This is a genomic window from Mesorhizobium loti (assembly GCF_003148495.1).
GTDB lineage: Bacteria > Pseudomonadota > Alphaproteobacteria > Rhizobiales > Rhizobiaceae > Mesorhizobium > Mesorhizobium loti.
In genome coordinates this window covers 723555-739012 of sequence record NZ_QGGH01000002.1, presented here as the reverse complement: position 1 = coordinate 739012, position 15458 = coordinate 723555, and the positions used below count along the sequence as shown (strand labels likewise).

17 protein-coding genes are annotated in these 15458 nt (G+C 62.5%); 4 read left to right on the top strand and 13 right to left on the bottom strand.

Translation table 11 applies throughout. From position 1 onward, the window contains the following. Position 1 precedes the first annotated feature (1 nt). From era to rpoZ, 9 genes are all read right to left on the bottom strand, one after another. On the bottom strand, positions 2 to 928 hold the full coding sequence (gene era / locus C8D77_RS12010) for a GTPase Era (protein ID WP_109662689.1): 927 nt from the start codon (positions 926 to 928) through the stop codon (positions 2 to 4). Further along, a complete protein-coding gene (rnc, locus tag C8D77_RS12005; RefSeq protein WP_109662687.1) occupies positions 925 to 1680 on the bottom strand; it encodes a ribonuclease III in 756 nt (251 codons plus the stop codon). The genes era and rnc overlap by 4 nt, the downstream gene beginning before the upstream one ends. Further along, positions 1680 to 2429 carry a signal peptidase I gene (gene lepB / locus C8D77_RS12000; RefSeq protein WP_109663347.1) on the bottom strand — a complete coding sequence of 250 codons (750 nt, stop codon included), beginning with the start codon at positions 2427 to 2429 and terminating at the stop codon, positions 1680 to 1682. Before lepB ends, rnc begins: the two co-directional genes overlap by 1 nt. Positions 2430 to 2506: 77 nt before the next feature. Further along, on the bottom strand, positions 2507 to 2920 hold the full coding sequence (acpS, locus tag C8D77_RS11995) for a holo-ACP synthase (RefSeq protein ID WP_109662685.1): 414 nt from the start codon (positions 2918 to 2920) through the stop codon (positions 2507 to 2509). Then, on the bottom strand, positions 2917 to 3516 hold the full coding sequence (locus tag C8D77_RS11990) for a DUF2062 domain-containing protein (RefSeq protein WP_109662683.1): 600 nt from the start codon (positions 3514 to 3516) through the stop codon (positions 2917 to 2919). The genes acpS and C8D77_RS11990 overlap by 4 nt, the downstream gene beginning before the upstream one ends. A gap of 255 nt (positions 3517 to 3771) precedes the next feature. After that, positions 3772 to 4152: a VOC family protein gene (locus C8D77_RS11985; protein WP_215732055.1), complete on the bottom strand. Its 381-nt coding sequence runs from the start codon at positions 4150 to 4152 to the stop codon at positions 3772 to 3774. Positions 4153 to 4165: 13 nt separating this feature from the next. Then, positions 4166 to 4744, bottom strand: a complete 579-nt coding sequence (gene pyrE, locus C8D77_RS11980) for an orotate phosphoribosyltransferase (RefSeq protein ID WP_109662681.1) — start codon at positions 4742 to 4744, stop codon at positions 4166 to 4168. A gap of 65 nt (positions 4745 to 4809) precedes the next feature. Further along, entirely contained in the window at positions 4810 to 7038 is a 2229-nt protein-coding gene (locus C8D77_RS11975) for a RelA/SpoT family protein (RefSeq protein WP_109662679.1), read from the bottom strand. 128 nt (positions 7039 to 7166) lie between these two features. After that, the gene (rpoZ, locus tag C8D77_RS11970; RefSeq protein ID WP_095086596.1) at positions 7167 to 7568 is read right to left on the bottom strand and encodes a DNA-directed RNA polymerase subunit omega; all 402 of its coding nucleotides are present in this window, start codon (positions 7566 to 7568) and stop codon (positions 7167 to 7169) included. Between the two features lie 327 nt (positions 7569 to 7895). On the opposite strand from rpoZ, the gene C8D77_RS11965 reads away from it, so the two are divergent. Next, on the top strand, positions 7896 to 8477 hold the full coding sequence (locus C8D77_RS11965; protein WP_109662677.1) for a LabA-like NYN domain-containing protein: 582 nt from the start codon (positions 7896 to 7898) through the stop codon (positions 8475 to 8477). An 11-nt stretch (positions 8478 to 8488) separates the two neighbouring features. Beyond that, positions 8489 to 9145 (top strand): uracil-DNA glycosylase, encoded by a 657-nt coding sequence (locus C8D77_RS11960; protein WP_109662675.1) that lies wholly within the window; start codon positions 8489 to 8491, stop codon positions 9143 to 9145. A 12-nt stretch (positions 9146 to 9157) separates the two neighbouring features. Here the strand turns inward: C8D77_RS11960 and C8D77_RS11955 are convergent, their stop codons facing one another. Further along, on the bottom strand, positions 9158 to 10171 hold the full coding sequence (locus C8D77_RS11955; protein ID WP_109663340.1) for a zinc-binding alcohol dehydrogenase family protein: 1014 nt from the start codon (positions 10169 to 10171) through the stop codon (positions 9158 to 9160). 96 nt (positions 10172 to 10267) lie between these two features. Between C8D77_RS11955 and C8D77_RS11950 the strand changes: the two genes are divergently transcribed. Further along, positions 10268 to 10630 carry a winged helix-turn-helix transcriptional regulator gene (locus C8D77_RS11950; protein WP_127264628.1) on the top strand — a complete coding sequence of 121 codons (363 nt, stop codon included), beginning with the start codon at positions 10268 to 10270 and terminating at the stop codon, positions 10628 to 10630. 15 nt (positions 10631 to 10645) lie between these two features. Here C8D77_RS11950 and C8D77_RS11945 read toward each other — a convergent pair whose 3' ends face one another. The 3 genes from C8D77_RS11945 to dapA all read right to left on the bottom strand — a co-directional run bounded on the left by C8D77_RS11945 (position 10646) and on the right by dapA (position 12944). Further along, positions 10646 to 11383: a glycoside hydrolase family 25 protein gene (locus C8D77_RS11945; RefSeq protein ID WP_109662671.1), complete on the bottom strand. Its 738-nt coding sequence runs from the start codon at positions 11381 to 11383 to the stop codon at positions 10646 to 10648. Positions 11384 to 11557: 174 nt separating this feature from the next. Continuing rightward, on the bottom strand, positions 11558 to 12037 hold the full coding sequence (gene smpB, locus C8D77_RS11940) for an SsrA-binding protein SmpB (protein ID WP_109662668.1): 480 nt from the start codon (positions 12035 to 12037) through the stop codon (positions 11558 to 11560). 25 nt (positions 12038 to 12062) lie between these two features. Further along, entirely contained in the window at positions 12063 to 12944 is an 882-nt protein-coding gene (dapA, locus tag C8D77_RS11935; protein ID WP_109662666.1) for a 4-hydroxy-tetrahydrodipicolinate synthase, read from the bottom strand. Positions 12945 to 13178: 234 nt separating this feature from the next. Here dapA and C8D77_RS11930 point away from each other — a divergent pair, with 234 nt between their 5' ends. Next, complete coding sequence (locus C8D77_RS11930; protein ID WP_109662664.1) at positions 13179 to 15230, top strand: lytic transglycosylase domain-containing protein; 2052 nt, start codon at positions 13179 to 13181, stop codon at positions 15228 to 15230. Positions 15231 to 15458: the final 228 nt, after the last annotated feature.

The window sequence follows — 15458 nt, the reverse complement described above, 5'->3', positions numbered from 1 at the left end:
CCTAGCGCGGGAACTCAAGACCCATTTCGCGGTAGCGCTCGGGGTCGTCGCCCCAGTTCTCGCGCACCTTCACGAACAGGAACAGGTGCACCTTCTGTTCGAGGATGCCTGCTATCTCCATGCGCGCCGCCTGGCCGATGGCGCGGATGGTCTCGCCCTTGTGGCCGAGCACGATCTTCTTCTGGCTGTCGCGCTCGACATAGATGGTCTGGTCGATGCGCACCGAGCCATCCGGCTTCTCTTCCCATTTCTCGGTCTCAATATGCGAGGAATAGGGCAGTTCCTGATGCAACCTGAGATAAAGCTTCTCGCGGGTGATCTCGGCGGCGAGCTGGCGCATCGGCAGGTCCGAGATCTGGTCTTCCGGGTAGTACCAGGGGCCGGCCGGCAGAGCCTCGGCCAGATAATCGAGAACGTCCTTGCAGCCGGAACCGGTCAGCGCCGAAACCATGAAGGTGCGCTTGAACGGCACCCTTTCGTTTGCTGCCGCCGACAAAGCCAGCAGCGCCTCGTGCTTGACCCGGTCGACCTTGTTGAGGATCAGCACCATCGGCTGGCGCACATCCTTCAGTCGCTCGAGAATGGCGTCGGCGTCGCCCCTGATGCCGCGCTCGGCGTCGATCAAAAGCAGCACGATATCGGCATCCTTGGCCCCGCCCCAGGCGGTGGTCACCATCGCCGTGTCCAGCCGCCGCTTGGGCTTGAAGATGCCGGGCGTGTCGACGAAAACGATCTGCGCATTGTCATGCGTGGCGATGCCGCGCACTATGGCGCGGGTCGTCTGCACCTTGTGCGTGACGATCGACACCTTGGCGCCGACCAGCTGGTTGACCAGCGTCGACTTGCCCGCATTGGGCGCGCCGATCAGGGCGACAAAACCGGAATGCGTGTGGGCAGCTTCCGTTGCCGGCTCTTCGGTGGCGGTCATGCCGCGCTCCCTTCATTAGGACGCCGCGCGCCCTCCGATTTTTGGGTCGATGTATCGACCCAGACGCCTTCGCGCAAAAGAAATGCCGAAGCCGCCGCTTCTTCCGCGGCCCTGCGAGAGCCGCCAGCGCCGCTTATCGGCGCAAAGCCGCGGACCTGCAAGGACACCGTGAAGACAGGCTGGTGGTCCGGGCCTTCGCGCTTTTCGATCACATATTCGGGGCGCGCATCGCTGGTCTTGGCAATCCATTCCTGCAAATCGGATTTCGGATTGAGCGGCTTTGCCACGACCGTGCGCGAGCGCGGCTCCCAGTAACGCAGGACAAACCGCCGCGCGGCGTCGATGCCACCGTCAACGTAAACCGCCGCGATCAGAGCTTCGACCGCATCCGCCAGATAGTTTCCGCCCGAGCCACGCGACCGCATCTTCAAGGCAGCGTCGGCCCGGACCAGATCCTCCAACTGCATTTCGATGCCGATCTCGGAGCATGTCCGCGCATCGACCAGCGCATTGAAGCGGGGGGCGATTTCCCCCTCCGGCGCTTCGGGAAATTTCTCGAAAAGCATGTCGGCGACGACAAGCCCAAGCACGCGGTCGCCAAGGAATTCGAGGCGCTGATTGTTGCTGGCCGCCTTGACCGCACTGGAATGCGTCAAGGCGGTCTCAAGCAGTCGGATGTCCTGGAAGACATGGCCGGTCTTGGCCTTCACCAAACCGGCCAGTGTTTCGCCTATCGGGCGCTTCAAAGCCATCAATTGACGAAGTGGAACAGGCGCGAAGCGCGCATCAGCGACGGCCATTTCCAGATTTCGAGCGGGCTCGCCTTGCCGGCGATCGAGAAGAAGACAAGGTTGGCGCGGCCAACCAGATTTTCCTCGGGAACGTAGCCGACGGTGAAACGGCTGTCGGCGGAATTGTCCCTGTTGTCGCCCATCATGAAATAATGGCCAGGCGGCACGTCGAATTCGCGCGTGTTGTCGCCGATCGAGTTCGAATTCAAGTCGAGCGTGTCGTAGCTGACGCCGTTGGGCAGGGTTTCGCGATAGACGTCAATCGGGCGCGATTCCTCGGTGATGTCGGGATTGTCGATCTGGCCGGTCTTCACGCGCGGCACGCCGACGCCATTGATGAACAGCTGACCGTCCTTGACCTGGATCTTGTCACCCGGCAGGCCGACAACGCGCTTGATGTAGTCGACAGACGGATCAGGCGGGAACTTGAACACCGCCACGTCGCCGCGCTTGGGCTCGGAACCCCAGATGCGGCCCGAAAAAATGTCGGGGCCGAAAGGCAGCGAATAGCGCGAATAGCCGTAGGACCATTTGGTGACGAACAGATAGTCGCCTTCCAGAAGCGTCGGCCGCATTGATCCCGACGGGATCGAAAAAGGCTGAAACAGCAGCGTACGGATGACCAGGGCGAGCAAAAGCGCCTGGACGATGACGCTGACGGTCTCGCCAAGCCCGCCGGATTTCTTCTCGGATTTTTCAGCCACGCTCATGTCGTCCTCGATTGTGCGTTGGATGGTATAGAGTCTCGGCGCGCGCTGGGCAACGTCATGCCGGTCGTCAGATGCAATCAATGTGGCGCTTCTTCGACGGGCAACGCCTCGATGATCACAAAGGCTTGAGCGAGCGGGAAATCATCCGTGATGGTGAGGTGGATTGCCGCCCGGTGGCCCTTTGGCAGGATTTTGCCCAGCCGGGTCTGCGCCCCTCCAGTCAGCGCCATGGTCGGCGCGCCACTGGGGAGGTTGACTACACCCATGTCACGCCAGAACACGCCCTGTGCCAGACCGGTGCCCAACGCCTTGGCGCAGGCCTCCTTGGCGGCGAAACGCTTGGCATAGGAGGCCGCACGCGCCCGGCGCCCTTCGGAGCGGGCCTGCTCGAGGTCGGTGTAGATTCTCTGGATAAAACGCTGGCCGTGACGCTCCAGCGACTTTTCGATGCGTCTGATATCGATCAGGTCGCTGCCGATGCCGATGATCATCGTGCGGTGGAACCGATGCTTGGGCTGGGATGGGACGATTGCGCATGACGGAGCGCACGCTCGGCCAGGCGCTTGCGCCGCTGCTCGCGGAAGGCATTCATACCCCAGCGTGTGATGGCGTAGAACAGCAGCCCGAAGACCAGCCCGAGCGGCACCGCGCCGATCAGCATCGGCTCAAGGATGGGCTTCCACAATTGCGCAAAAGAGAGGTTATGCAGCATCTCGCCCAGATGCGCCGGCGGGCCGTGCGCCGGCAACCGATCATGCAAGATGAGCTTGCCTGTTTCCCAGGATGCGCCCCACAGCAATGGAAAGGTCAGCGGGTTGCCGAAAAAAACCGCGCCCAGGGCCGCCGCCACCAGATTACCGGCAATCACCCAGCACAGGATGGCGGCAATGATGAAATGGAAACCGACGGGAAAGAAAGAGGCGAAGACGCCGGCCGCAACGCCGGCCGCCACCGCATGCGGTGTGGCCTTCAGCCGCAGGATGCGCTTGGAAAAATACTGAAGCGAGCGCGAAAACGAGCGGCGCGGCCAAAGGTAGGTACGCACCCGCTCGAAAAGACCATCAGGCTTGCGGCGTCGAAAAAGCACTCTGTTCCCGTTCCACAGCTTCCGCGCCGACAGCTTAAGCCGGACGTGACAGCCACATCTTGCGCTTGACGATCACCCAATGGCAATCGCTACCTTATATAACGACGCGCTGGCGCAAGAACAACCAAACACCGTCTGTGCGGCGCGCTTGTTGCCGCCCTTCGGGGTGGCAGGTCTTGCTTCGAACATTGGACAATCGCGGCGAATTTAAGGAACCGGCAGTCGCATCACCGAAAGGTGCAGCGTCGCCGGCAGCTACGGCAGGTATTCGCTGACCTCGACCAGATTGCCGTCCGGGTCGCGGAAATAGACCGACATCATCGGACCTCGGGCCCCGATGCGTTCGACCGGCCCGGCTTCCACGACAACCCCATTGGCCGCCAGGCTGGCGCATATCTCGGCGAGCGGCCGGGCAGTGATGAGGCAGAAATCAGCTGATCCGGGCGTTGGCGACTTCGCTTTCGGCTCGAAGGTGCGGTCGACCTCATGCACATTGATCTTCTGGGTGCCGAAAGCCAGTGCCGTCGGCCGACCCGGCGTATCGATGCGCTCAAAGCCAAGCACACGCTGATAAAAGGCGCAGGTTACCTCCAGCGAAGCGACCGTCAGCACAAAATGATCGATGCCGGCGATCATCACCGCCTCCTCGTCAGATATTGCGGCTGCCGGGCTTGATCGCCGGAATGGCGGCCAACTCCGGTGGCAGCCGGTCGGCCGGATAGGCCGGAACCTCATATTCGGCGAGCGCGATCAGCGGCACGCCGACGTCGGTCTTGCCGGCCGAACGGTCGATGATGCAGGCGGCGGCAACCACTTCGGTGCCAAGCTCGCGCAGGCACTCGATGGTCTCGCGGATCGACAGGCCGGTGGTGACGATGTCCTCGACAATGACGACGCGCGAACCTCTGGCGATCTCGAAGCGGCGCAAGCGGAACTCGCCCCCTTCCCGCTCGACCCAGATCGCCGGCACGCCGAGATGGCGCGACGTCTCGTAAGCCGGGATCAGCCCGCCGATCGCCGGGCCGACGACATAGTCGATCTTGCCAGGTACCGCCGCACGGATCTTTTGCGCCAGCGCCCTGCACAGCCGCTCGGTCTTGTCGGCATGCATGAACACGCGTGCCTTCTGCAGGAAGACGGGACTGCGCAGGCCCGAGGTCAAAATGAAATGCCCTTCCAGAACAGCACCCGCCTCGCGGAAAATGCCCAGCACTTCATCGGTGTTCATGTCTGCCTCTTTTGATTGACCATGATCTTGTCCGAAAACCGGTTCCCACTTTTCGGGATCATGGTCTAGCCGTTCACGCGCCTTGCATCGCTGACGCTCGAATTGTCCTTGAGCTGCGACAGCAGCCGGTTGAGGTGCTTCAGATCCCAGACTTCGAGATCGATCAGCATTTCGGTGAAGTCGGGCGCGGTGCGGACCATCGACAGCGTATGGATGTTGGCATCGTTCGACGCAACGACCTGGGCGATATCGGCGAGCGAACCTGGTGCGTTGATGGCGGTGACCGAGACGCGCGCCGGAAAACGCTCCTTGGTGCGCTCGTCAATGTCCCAGCGCACGTCGATCCAGCGCTCGGGCTGGTCGTCGAAAGCCTGCAGCGCCGGCGACTGGATCGGATAGATGGTGATGCCGGTGCCCGGCTGGACGATGCCGACGATGCGGTCGCCAGGCACCGCGCCTTCCGGCGCGAAACGCACCGGCAGGTCGCCGCGCACGCCGCGGATCGGCACGGCGCCATCGCGCGGCTGGTCCTTGTCCTTGCGCGCGGCACGGCCCGGAATCTGGAACAGCATGCCGGCGGCATTGCGGATCTTCGACCAGCCCTCCTCGCGCGGCTTGGGTGCGGCCGTGGTGACGCGCTCGTCCTTGTAGTCGGGGAATACTGCCTTCATGACGTCGGCGGAGGCAAGCTCGCCACGCCCGACCGAGGCCAGCACATCCTCGATGTCCTTGCGCGCCAGCCGGTGCAGCACCTGCTTCAGGCTCTCCTTGGTGAAGGTCTTGCCGGCGCGCTCGAAGGCGCGTTCCAGGATACGGATGCCAAGACCCGAATACTGCTTGCGGATGGCGTTCTTGGTGGCCCGGCGGATGGCCGAGCGTGCCTTGCCGGTGACGACGACCGATTCCCACGCCGCAGGCGGCACCTGCGCCTTGGAGCGGATGATCTCGACCTCGTCGCCGTTCTTCAGTTCCGTCATCAGCGGCATGATGCGGCCGTTGACCTTGGCGCCGACGCAGGTGTCGCCGACATCGGTATGCACCGCATAGGCAAAGTCGATCGGTGTCGCACCGCGCGGCAGCGCAATCAGCATGCCTTTCGGGGTGAAGCAGAACACCTGGTCCTGGAACAGCTCAAGCTTGGTGTTCTCGAGGAAATCCTCGGGATTGTCGCCCTCGGCAAGCTGCTCGATGGTGCGCCGCAGCCAGGCATAGGCGTTGGTCTCCTTCGAGATGGCGTGGGCAGCACCATTCGTCTTGCCGCCGGTGTCCTTGTAGATCGAATGCGCAGCGACGCCGTACTCGGCGATCTTGTTCATCTCGCGGGTGCGGATCTGCAGTTCGACGCGCTGGCGCGACGGCCCGACGATGGTGGTGTGGATCGACCGGTAGTCGTTCTGCTTCGGCGTCGAGATGTAGTCCTTGAAACGGCCAGGCACCATCGACCATGTGGTGTGGATGGCGCCAAGCGCCCGGTAGCAATCCTCGACCGTGTCGACGACGACGCGGAAGCCGAAAATATCGGACAGCTGCTCGAACGACAGCGCCTTGGCCTCCATCTTGCGGAACACCGACCACGGCTTCTTCTGGCGGCTCTTCACACCTGCCTTGATCTCATGCTTTTCGAACAGCGTGGATAGCGCCTTCTCGATATCGGACAGCACATCCTTGTTGCGCTCGAAAATTTCTGCGAGCCGGGCGGTGACGGCGCGATAGGCTTCCGGATTGATGTAGCGGAAGGCGAGCTCCTCCAGCTCCTCGCGCATGCCTTGCATGCCCATGCGCCCGGCCAGCGGCGCGTAGATGTCCATCGTCTCCTCGGCGATGCGCAGGCGCTTGGCCTCCGGCATATGATCGAGGGTGCGCATGTTGTGCAAACGGTCGGCGAGCTTGACCAGAAGGACGCGGACGTCTTCCGAAATCGCCAGCAGAAGCTTGCGCAGGTTTTCCGCCTGTTCGGCCTTCTTCGACACGAGGTCGAGCTTCTTCAGCTTGGTCAGTCCCTCGACCAGCTTGCCCATTTCGGGCCCGAACAGCTCGTCGATCTCGGCCCGCGTCGCGGTGGTGTCCTCGATGGTGTCGTGCAGCAAGGCGACCGCGATCGTCGCCTCGTCCATGTGCATTTCAGTGAGGATGGCGGCGACTTCGAGCGGGTGTGAGAAATAGGGATCGCCGGAAGCGCGCTTCTGATGGCCATGCTTCTGCATGGCATAGACATAGGCCTTGTTGAGCAGCGCCTCGTTGACGTCAGGCTTGTAGCGCTGGACGCGCTCGACAAGCTCATACTGACGCATCATGGGCGGAATCTCGCGGTGCTGAAATGATTGATGCGCCGCACTAGCGTACGGCGCATCTCATAGATAGCCACGAAACTGACTGGACGGAAGTGCCGGAAACGTATTCCAGGCAGGTCCAGAGCGCTCGCTTAGTAATCGTCGCTCTTTTCCGGCGGCACCAGTCCCTCGATGCCGGCCAGGAGATCTTCCTCGGTCATCCGGTCGAAGGTGATGTTCTCCTCGGCGTCATCGGCGTCGGTGGCCGCAACGGCGGCGCCGGTCTGATCGGCAATCGCCTCGCCATCGGCCTCGGGCTCGTCGACCTCGACGTGCTTCTGCAGCGAATGGATCAGGTCTTCCTTGAGGTCGTCGGGCGAAAGCGTCTCGTCGGCGATCTCGCGCAGCGCCACGACCGGGTTCTTGTCGTTGTCACGCGGCACGGTGATCGGCGCGCCCTGGCTGATCTGCCGGGCGCGGTGGCCGGCCAAAAGCACCAGCTCGAAGCGGTTGTCGACCTTGTCGATGCAATCTTCAACGGTTACGCGGGCCATGGATGCCCCTTTCATGCGATGGATTTGATGGAAAACAGGCGCGGTCCATAACCCGAACGCCGCCAAAATACAAGCATCATGGCAATGGCCGAGCCGCAGGGCGCCCAATCCTTCGTTCGAACGCCCGATTCGGCAAAACCAGCCTTTACTTATGCGTTCGGTGTCCCGATCACAATTGCTTGCAGTGCGGCAACACGCCCTTGGATTGCCGCGAAACTGGCGCTATCTCGGATGGCGTAGAGGTCGGCCGGTTTATTATGAGCCTGACCGAACGTCGCTATCGCATTTCGTTTAGACGGCCGTTTATTTCGAGAAGGAATATTTTCCATGTTCGACCCTCGTGAAAAAATCGCCCTATTCATCGACGGCGCCAATCTTTATGCGACGTCGCGTGCGCTCGGCTTCGACATCGACTATCGCAAGCTTCTGTCGAGCTTCCAGAAGCGTGGCTATCTGCTGCGCGCCTATTACTACACGGCACTGGTCGAGGATCAGGAATACTCCTCGATCCGTCCGCTGATCGACTGGCTCGACTACAACGGCTTCAAGGTGGTCACCAAGCCGGCCAAGGAATTCACCGACTCGACCGGCCGCCGCAAGATCAAGGGCAATATGGACATCGAGCTCACGGTCGATGCGCTGGAACTCGCCGATGTCGTCGACCACTACGTCATCTTTTCCGGCGACGGCGATTTCCGCACGCTGGTCGAGGCACTGCAGCGGCGCGGCCGCAAGGTGTCGATCGTCTCGACTATGGCTTCCCAGCCGCCGATGATCTCCGACGATCTGCGCCGCCAGGCTGACCATTTCATCGACCTGACGACATTGAAGAACGAGGTCGGCCGCGATCCGTCCGAGCGGCCGGCGCGCCGCCCCGAGCCAGCTGAAGTCGACGAGGACGACTACTGAGGCCGGTTGCCTTGACCGCCCTTTCCGCCTCCGAACCCAGCCGCGACTGCCCGCTCTGCCCGCGGCTCCACGATTTCATCGCCGAGTGGCGGCAGCGCGAGCCATCCTGGTTCAACGCTCCGGTGCCGACTTTCCTTCCGCCGGAAGGCGACGATGCCGTCCGGCTTCTGATCGTCGGGCTGGCGCCCGGCCTGCGCGGCGCCAACCGCACCGGCCGTCCTTTCACCGGCGACTATGCCGGCGACCTGCTCTACTCGACGCTGATTTCGCACGGTTTTGCGCGCGGTGAATTCAAGGCGCGGCCAGATGACGGATTGGAGCTTGTCGGCACGGCGATCACCAATGCGGTGCGCTGCGTGCCGCCGGAGAACAAACCGGTGGGCGCCGAGATTGCCACTTGCCGGACATTCCTGGTGCCGACGATCGCCCGGTTCCCCAACCTGCGCGCCATGCTGGCACTGGGATCGATCGCGCATCAGTCGACCGTGCGGGCACTCGGCGGGCGCGTCGCTGCCTACCCGTTCAAGCATGGCGGACAGCTACCGGCCGGCGGCATCACGCTGTTTTCGAGCTATCACTGCTCGCGCTACAACACCAACACCGGCGTGCTGACCGAAGCGATGTTCGTCAGCGTTTTCAGTAAGATCGCGGCGTTTCTGCAAGGCTAGATTCGACCTCAGTCAGAAACCCTCCAGCACGATCTTGCCCTTGGCCTTGCCGGTCTCGATCAGCGCATGGGCGCGCTTCAGATTGGCGGCATTGATAGGACCGAAGGTCTCGCCCAGTGTCGTGCGGATGGTGCCTGCGTCGACAAGCCGGGACAGTTCGTTCAGATGCTTACCCTGTGCGGCCATGTCCTGCGTCTCGAACAGTGAGCGGGTGAACATCAGTTCCCAATGGACCGAAACGCTCTTGCGCTTGAACGGATTGATGTCGAGCGTCTGGGGATCGTCGATCAACCCAAAGCGGCCCTGCGGCGCGATCAATTCGGCAATCTCAGCCAGGTGCCGGTCGGTGTTGGTTGTCGAGAACACAAAGGCCGGCGCGCCGATGCCGAGGGCTGCCACTTCAGCAGCGAGTGGCCTGGAGTGGTCGACGACATGATGAGCGCCAAGGCCAAGGACCCAGTCGCGCGTCTCGGGCCTTGAGGCGGTGGCGATCACAGTCAGATCGGTCAGTTGGCGCGCAAGCTGCACCGTGATCGAGCCAACGCCACCGGCGCCGCCGATGATCAGGATGGCGTTTGCGACGCCCGCAACAGGCTTCTTGACATCGAGGCGGTCGAACAGCGCCTCGAAGGCTGTAACCGCCGTCAGCGGCAGCGCCGCCGCCTGCGCATAGTCGAGCGAGCCGGGCTTGCGGCCGACAAGGCGTTCATCGACAAGATGGAACTCGGCATTGGTGCCTTGCGGCGCCAGCGCGCCGGAATAAAAGACATCGTCACCCGGTTTGAACAGGCTGGCGTCCGGACCGGTCGCAACGACCCGGCCGGCGGCGTCCCAGCCGAGCACCCGCCACGTTCCGGCTTCGGGTCTGGCGCTACGTCGCACCTTTGTATCGACCGGGTTGACCGAGATCGCCTTCACCTCGACCAGCAGTTGACGGCTTTTCGGCACTGGCTTGGGCAGGTCGATATCGACAAGAGAGGTCTCATCGGTGATGGGGGCTGGGATTTGATAGCCGACGGCGCGCATCTTCTTCTCCATGTTGTGTGGGATAGAGATGCCGTCTACGATCTTCATCCGCAAGAATGCACATATAAAGCACATAGTGTCGAAAAGGATACCGTCATGCCACGCGTTCGCCATGAGCGATTTGATTGCAGCCCCGGCTGCACCGTGGAGGGAACGCTGCGCTATATCGACGGAAAGTGGAAAGGCGTCGTGCTCTACCATCTGTTCGAGGGCACGATGCGCTTCAACGAGATCCGCCGACGCATTCCGAACTGCACGCAGCGCATGCTGACCAACCAGTTGCGCGAGTTGGAGACGGACGGGCTGATTGCCCGCAAGGTCTATGCACAGGTACCGCCGAAGGTGGAATACAGCCTGACACCGCGCGGCAGAAGCCTGGAGCCAGTGATCACCGCCCTGAAAATCTGGGGCGATGCCAATGTCACGCTCGCGCCGGAGGTTCCCCAAGCAGCGGCATGAATAACTTCACCGGGTTCAGGGGGATAATGGAGCCTCGGGAGTGAGCAATCCCGCCGCAGACAGCGCAGCCAGCACGGCCGGCCCACCCTGCAGCACATTCAGGTCGACATCGCCATTGATGCCATCGACGCGCCCCCTGTTGTGGTATTGCCAGTAGATCCAGTCGTCGCGATCCGGCTCCAGGAGCAATGAGCGAAGCCAGAGCGGACGGGCAGCGATGCGTCCGGCATAGGTCTGTGCTGCCTCATCGGTCAGGTAGACAATCGCGGGCTTGCCGAACGCCGCCTCGACTGGAGCAAGGAATGCGGCCAGTTCGGCGCTCAGTTGCTCGGGCGTCGGCCGTTGCGGGCAGTTGCCGCCGAATTCGATGTCGACGACCGGCGGCAGCAGCGGCTGATCGTGCGGCACAACCGAGATGAAATTCTTCGCCTGGTCGGCGCCAGGCCGGCAGAAGGTGAAGAAGTGGTAGGCGCCAACGGCGAGACCAGCGGCGCGGGCCTCCTCCAGATTCCTCGCAAAGGCATCGTCGACATGATCGCCGCCTTCGGTCGCCTTGATGACGGCAAAGGCGACATCGTCGGCGGCAACACGCCGCCAGTCGATCTGGCCCTGATGATGGGAGACATCGATGCCCCTGACCGGATATTTATCGCGGTCCGGTGAGAACGCCCTGAAATAGAGATAGCCGCCTGCTGCGACGAAACATAGCAAGACCAGGCTGGCCAAACCAAAGAGGACAATCCGGTTCTTCAAGACTATCCTCTTCGGCTTCCCGGCCCTTCGCTATGGCTCCCTGCCCTTCGGGCGTTCAGTCCCTTCAAAAGGTCCTTCGGACCTTTTGATCCGCCCGAAGGCGGACCGGCCCTTCACCGTTCGTCGCTCGAAAAGCCAAATCGTTGGCTTTTCGTCCGCTTCGCGAACCGCTCCTCACCCACGCTCTTTTAAGAGCCGACCCTTCTCTCGCGACCAGTCGCGCTGCTTCTCGGATTCGCGCTTGTCGTGCAGCTTCTTGCCGCGGCCGACGGCGAGCAGCAGCTTGGCGCGGCCCTGGTCGTTGAAATAAATCTTCAGCGGCACCAGCGTCATGCCTTCGCGGTCGACGCTCTGCGACAGTTTCGCCATTTCGCGCTTGTTGAGCAGCAGCTTGCGGCGACGCCGTGGCTCGTGGTTGAAGCGGTTGGCCTGCAGATATTCCGGCAGATAGGAGTTGATCAGCCAGATCTCGCCGCCTTCGACCGAGGCGTAGCTGTCCTGGATGTTGGCCTGGCCCTGGCGCAGCGACTTGACCTCGGTGCCGGTCAGCACCAGACCGGCCTCGATCGTGTCGAGCACCTCGTAGGAAAACCGCGCCTTGCGGTTTTCCGAAACGGTCTTGTTGTTGGGATCGGCTTTTCTGACTTGATTCATGATGTGGAGAGGTGGCGCCTCATCCCTAATTAATCAAGCCGGCGTGCTTCATGGCCGCATCAATCTTTGCCGCGGTCACATCCTCGACCGTCACAAGCGGCGAGCGCAGCACGTTTTCGACCTTGCCCAGCTTCGACAGTGCGTATTTGGCGCCGGAAACGCCAGGTTCCAGGAAGATCGCCTTGTGCAGCGGCAGCAGGCGATCCTGCAGATCCAGCGCCTTGGCGCTGTCGCCGGCAAGTGTTGCTTCCTGGAATTCGGCGCAGAGCCGCGGCGCGACGTTCGACGTCACCGAAATGCAGCCGACGCCGCCATGCGCGTTGAAGCCAAGCGCCGAGGCATCCTCGCCCGAAAGCTGGATAAAATCCTTGCCGCACGTGGCGCGCTGCTCGGAGACCCGTTCGACCTTGCCGGTGGCATCCTTGACGCCGACGATGTTCTTGAAGTCGTGCGCGAGCCGGCCCATCGTCTCCGGCATCATGTCGATCACCGAGCGCGGCGGAATGTTGTAGATGATGATCGGCAGCTTGGTCGCCTTGGCGACAGCCGCAAAGTGCTCGTACAGGCCGCGTTGTGTCGGCCTGTTGTAGTAGGGCGTGACGACCAGGGCGGCATCGGCGCCGGCCTTCTCGGCATATTGCACGAGCCCGACGGCTTCCTCGGTGTTGTTGGAACCGGCGCCGGCAACGACCGGAACGCGGCCCCTGGCAACCTCGATGCACACCTTGACGACCTGGCGGTGCTCGTCATGCGACAGCGTCGGCGACTCGCCGGTCGTGCCCACGGGAACCAGTCCTGTCGTGCCCTCCGCGAGTTGCCATTCGACGAACGCGCGAAAGGCTTTCTCGTCGAAACGCCCGCTCTTTTCGAACGGTGTCACGAGCGCAGTAAGCGAGCCTCTCAGCATATCGTCCAACTCCTTGGGACTTCTGGTATTTGCGGTGCGCGCCTTCTAGCCGAAAGCGAAGCGGCGCACCATAGTCTCGACATGGTTGCGCGGCAAGCATTGCCATGGTGCCAGCAAGCGCAATTCGAACGGCCTCGCTAACTCTTTGTTTACGGGCTCTTCACGACCTAAGTTTAGGCTTCGAGGCATCTTCGCCTGCTGGTAGAATGCCAGGACAAGGAAAGACTTAAGATCATGCCGGGCAGTCGGCCTCACCTTTTCGCGCTGCTTGGCGCCACGCTCGCGCTGATGCCGGGCATGGCGACGGGCGGCAGCGTCGATGTGCAGGTCACTTCGGCCATCCCGATGCCAGGCTCGGTCATCCCAATCCCCAACCTGCAGGACAAGGCGCAACAGGCGCCCTCGCAGAGCGTCGCTCTCTTGAAGAGCGGGCTGGATGCTCTGGCGGCCGGCGACATTCCCGGCGCCCTTGCCGTGCGCGATGCCCTTCCCGCTCAGTCGCTCGACCAGCACATCCTTGCCTGGGCGATCGCGCTTTATGGCGGCGACAAGGTTCCGAGCGGCGATATCGCCGCCGCGGCGAAGATGCTGCCCAACTGGCCGGGCACCGTCGCACTGCGCAAGAACAGCGAGCGCGCGCTCTATCGCGAGAACCCTGCCCCCAACATCGTCATTGCGGCGTTCGATGGCAGCCAGCCGCAGACATTCGAAGGCGTGATGGTTCTTGCCCGCGCCTATGTGGCGTCTGGCAATACCAAAGCGGCGCGCTCGGTGCTGTCGCCATTCTGGCGCACCGCTATCCTGGAGGCCAAGGATGAGACGGCGCTGATCAAGGAATTCGGCGGCCTGATCCCGGCTGCCGACCACCGTTTTCGCATGGAGCGCATGTTCTATGCCGACCGCGCGAATTCCGCGCTGCGCGTCGCCGGCCTTGCCGGGGCCCAGCAGCTCGCCGATGCCTGGGCGGCGGCGGACAAAGGCGACAAGAATGCCGCCAAACTGCTGAAGGCAGTGCCGGCGGCACAATTTTCGGCCGGCTATTTCTTCGCGCAGGCCGAATATCTGCGCAAGCAAGAGGATTTTGCCGGCGCCGCAGCCATTGTGATGCAGGCACCGGCCGATCGCGACGCTCTGGTCGATCCGGATGCCTGGTGGGTCGAGCGCCGGGTGTTGTCGCGCGAACTGGTCGACCAAGGCGACATGAAAACGGCCTACCGGATCGTCGCCACACACGCCGCCGAAAGTGCCACCAATGCTGCGGATGCTGAATTCCACGCCGGTTGGTACGCGTTGCGTGGCCTGGACGACCCCAAGCTTGCTGCAACGCATTTCGCGCGCATCGCCGACCTTGCCCAAGGCCCGATGACGCTGTCGCGGGCCTATTACTGGCTCGGCCGTGCCGCGGAAGTCGGTGGCCCGGGCAGCGCCAAGGACTATTTTGCACGCGCCGCAGCCTATGGCACGACATTTTACGGCCAGCTTGCCGCCGAACGCGTCGGCCGGCAGGCGCTGAACATTGTCTATCCGCAGCCAAGTGCAGCCGACCGGCAGAATTTTGCTGGCCGCGAGGCCGTCAGCGCCATCAAGCGGCTGCAGGAAGCGGGCTACGACCGCTATGCAGAGACGCTCTATCGCGACCTTGCCGGGCAGTTGACCAGCCCGGGGGAACTCGCGCTGCTCGCTGTCCTTGCGGAAAAGCAAGGCAACCATTTCATGGCGCTGAAAGTTGGCAAGATCGCCGGCGCGCGTGGCATCGATGTCGGCGCGTTGTCGCATCCGCTCGGCGTCATTCCCGATTCGGCCAACATTTCCGGCTCGGGCAAGGCGCTGGCCTATGCGATCGCCCGCCAGGAGAGCGAATTCAACATCGGTGCCGTGTCCAGCGCCGGCGCGCGCGGCCTGCTGCAGCTGATGCCGGGAACCGCCAAGCAATTGGCGAAGAAAGCCGGATTGCAGTTTTCACAGACACGACTGACCACCGACGCCGGCTACAACGCGACGCTTGGTTCGGCCTTCCTCGGCGAACAGCTCGATCGCTTCAACGGCTCCTATGTGCTGACCTTCGCCGGCTACAATGCCGGCCCCAACCGTGCCAGTCAGTGGGTGGCCAGATATGGCGATCCGCGCGGCAAGGACATCGATGCTGTCGTCGACTGGATCGAGCGGATACCCTACACGGAAACAAGAAGTTACGTTCAGCGTGTGATGGAGAATTACGAAGTCTACAAGATGCGTATTTCGGGCAAATACGACATAGTTGGCGATCTGGTGAACGGGCGGAGTTGACGGCTCGATAGGTGGGGCCGCCTTCTTGTTGCGGTATTTGCACAGCGCTCGACATCTTTGAATCGAGTCCCTTCACATCCCCTCTGTCCTGCCGGACATCTCGCTCGCAAAAGGGGAGATCGAATGTCACGTCGGCCTTCGCCAATCTCCAGCGCAACAGGATGAGCTGAGCGCCGAAGCTGCCAATCTCCCTCCTTGCGGGGGAGACGCCCTGCCGGCCAGAGGGGG

What these genes read in the sequence shown, in the direction of transcription:
- era (WP_109662689.1), bottom strand. Translation starts at nt 928, where the DNA reads ATGACCGCCACCGAAGAGCCGGCAACGGAAGCTGCCCACACGCATTCC.
- rnc (WP_109662687.1), bottom strand. Translation starts at nt 1,680, where the DNA reads ATGGCTTTGAAGCGCCCGATAGGCGAAACACTGGCCGGTTTGGTGAAG.
- lepB (WP_109663347.1), bottom strand. Translation starts at nt 2,429, where the DNA reads ATGAGCGTGGCTGAAAAATCCGAGAAGAAATCCGGCGGGCTTGGCGAG.
- acpS (WP_109662685.1), bottom strand. Translation starts at nt 2,920, where the DNA reads ATGATCATCGGCATCGGCAGCGACCTGATCGATATCAGACGCATCGAA.
- C8D77_RS11985 (WP_215732055.1), bottom strand. Translation starts at nt 4,152, where the DNA reads ATGATCGCCGGCATCGATCATTTTGTGCTGACGGTCGCTTCGCTGGAG.
- pyrE (WP_109662681.1), bottom strand. Translation starts at nt 4,744, where the DNA reads ATGAACACCGATGAAGTGCTGGGCATTTTCCGCGAGGCGGGTGCTGTT.
- C8D77_RS11975 (WP_109662679.1), bottom strand. Translation starts at nt 7,038, where the DNA reads ATGATGCGTCAGTATGAGCTTGTCGAGCGCGTCCAGCGCTACAAGCCT.
- rpoZ (WP_095086596.1), bottom strand. Translation starts at nt 7,568, where the DNA reads ATGGCCCGCGTAACCGTTGAAGATTGCATCGACAAGGTCGACAACCGC.
- C8D77_RS11965 (WP_109662677.1), top strand. Translation starts at nt 7,896, where the DNA reads ATGTTCGACCCTCGTGAAAAAATCGCCCTATTCATCGACGGCGCCAAT.
- C8D77_RS11955 (WP_109663340.1), bottom strand. Translation starts at nt 10,171, where the DNA reads ATGCGCGCCGTCGGCTATCAAATCCCAGCCCCCATCACCGATGAGACC.
- C8D77_RS11950 (WP_127264628.1), top strand. Translation starts at nt 10,268, where the DNA reads ATGCCACGCGTTCGCCATGAGCGATTTGATTGCAGCCCCGGCTGCACC.
- smpB (WP_109662668.1), bottom strand. Translation starts at nt 12,037, where the DNA reads ATGAATCAAGTCAGAAAAGCCGATCCCAACAACAAGACCGTTTCGGAA.
- dapA (WP_109662666.1), bottom strand. Translation starts at nt 12,944, where the DNA reads ATGCTGAGAGGCTCGCTTACTGCGCTCGTGACACCGTTCGAAAAGAGC.
- C8D77_RS11930 (WP_109662664.1), top strand. Translation starts at nt 13,179, where the DNA reads ATGCCGGGCAGTCGGCCTCACCTTTTCGCGCTGCTTGGCGCCACGCTC.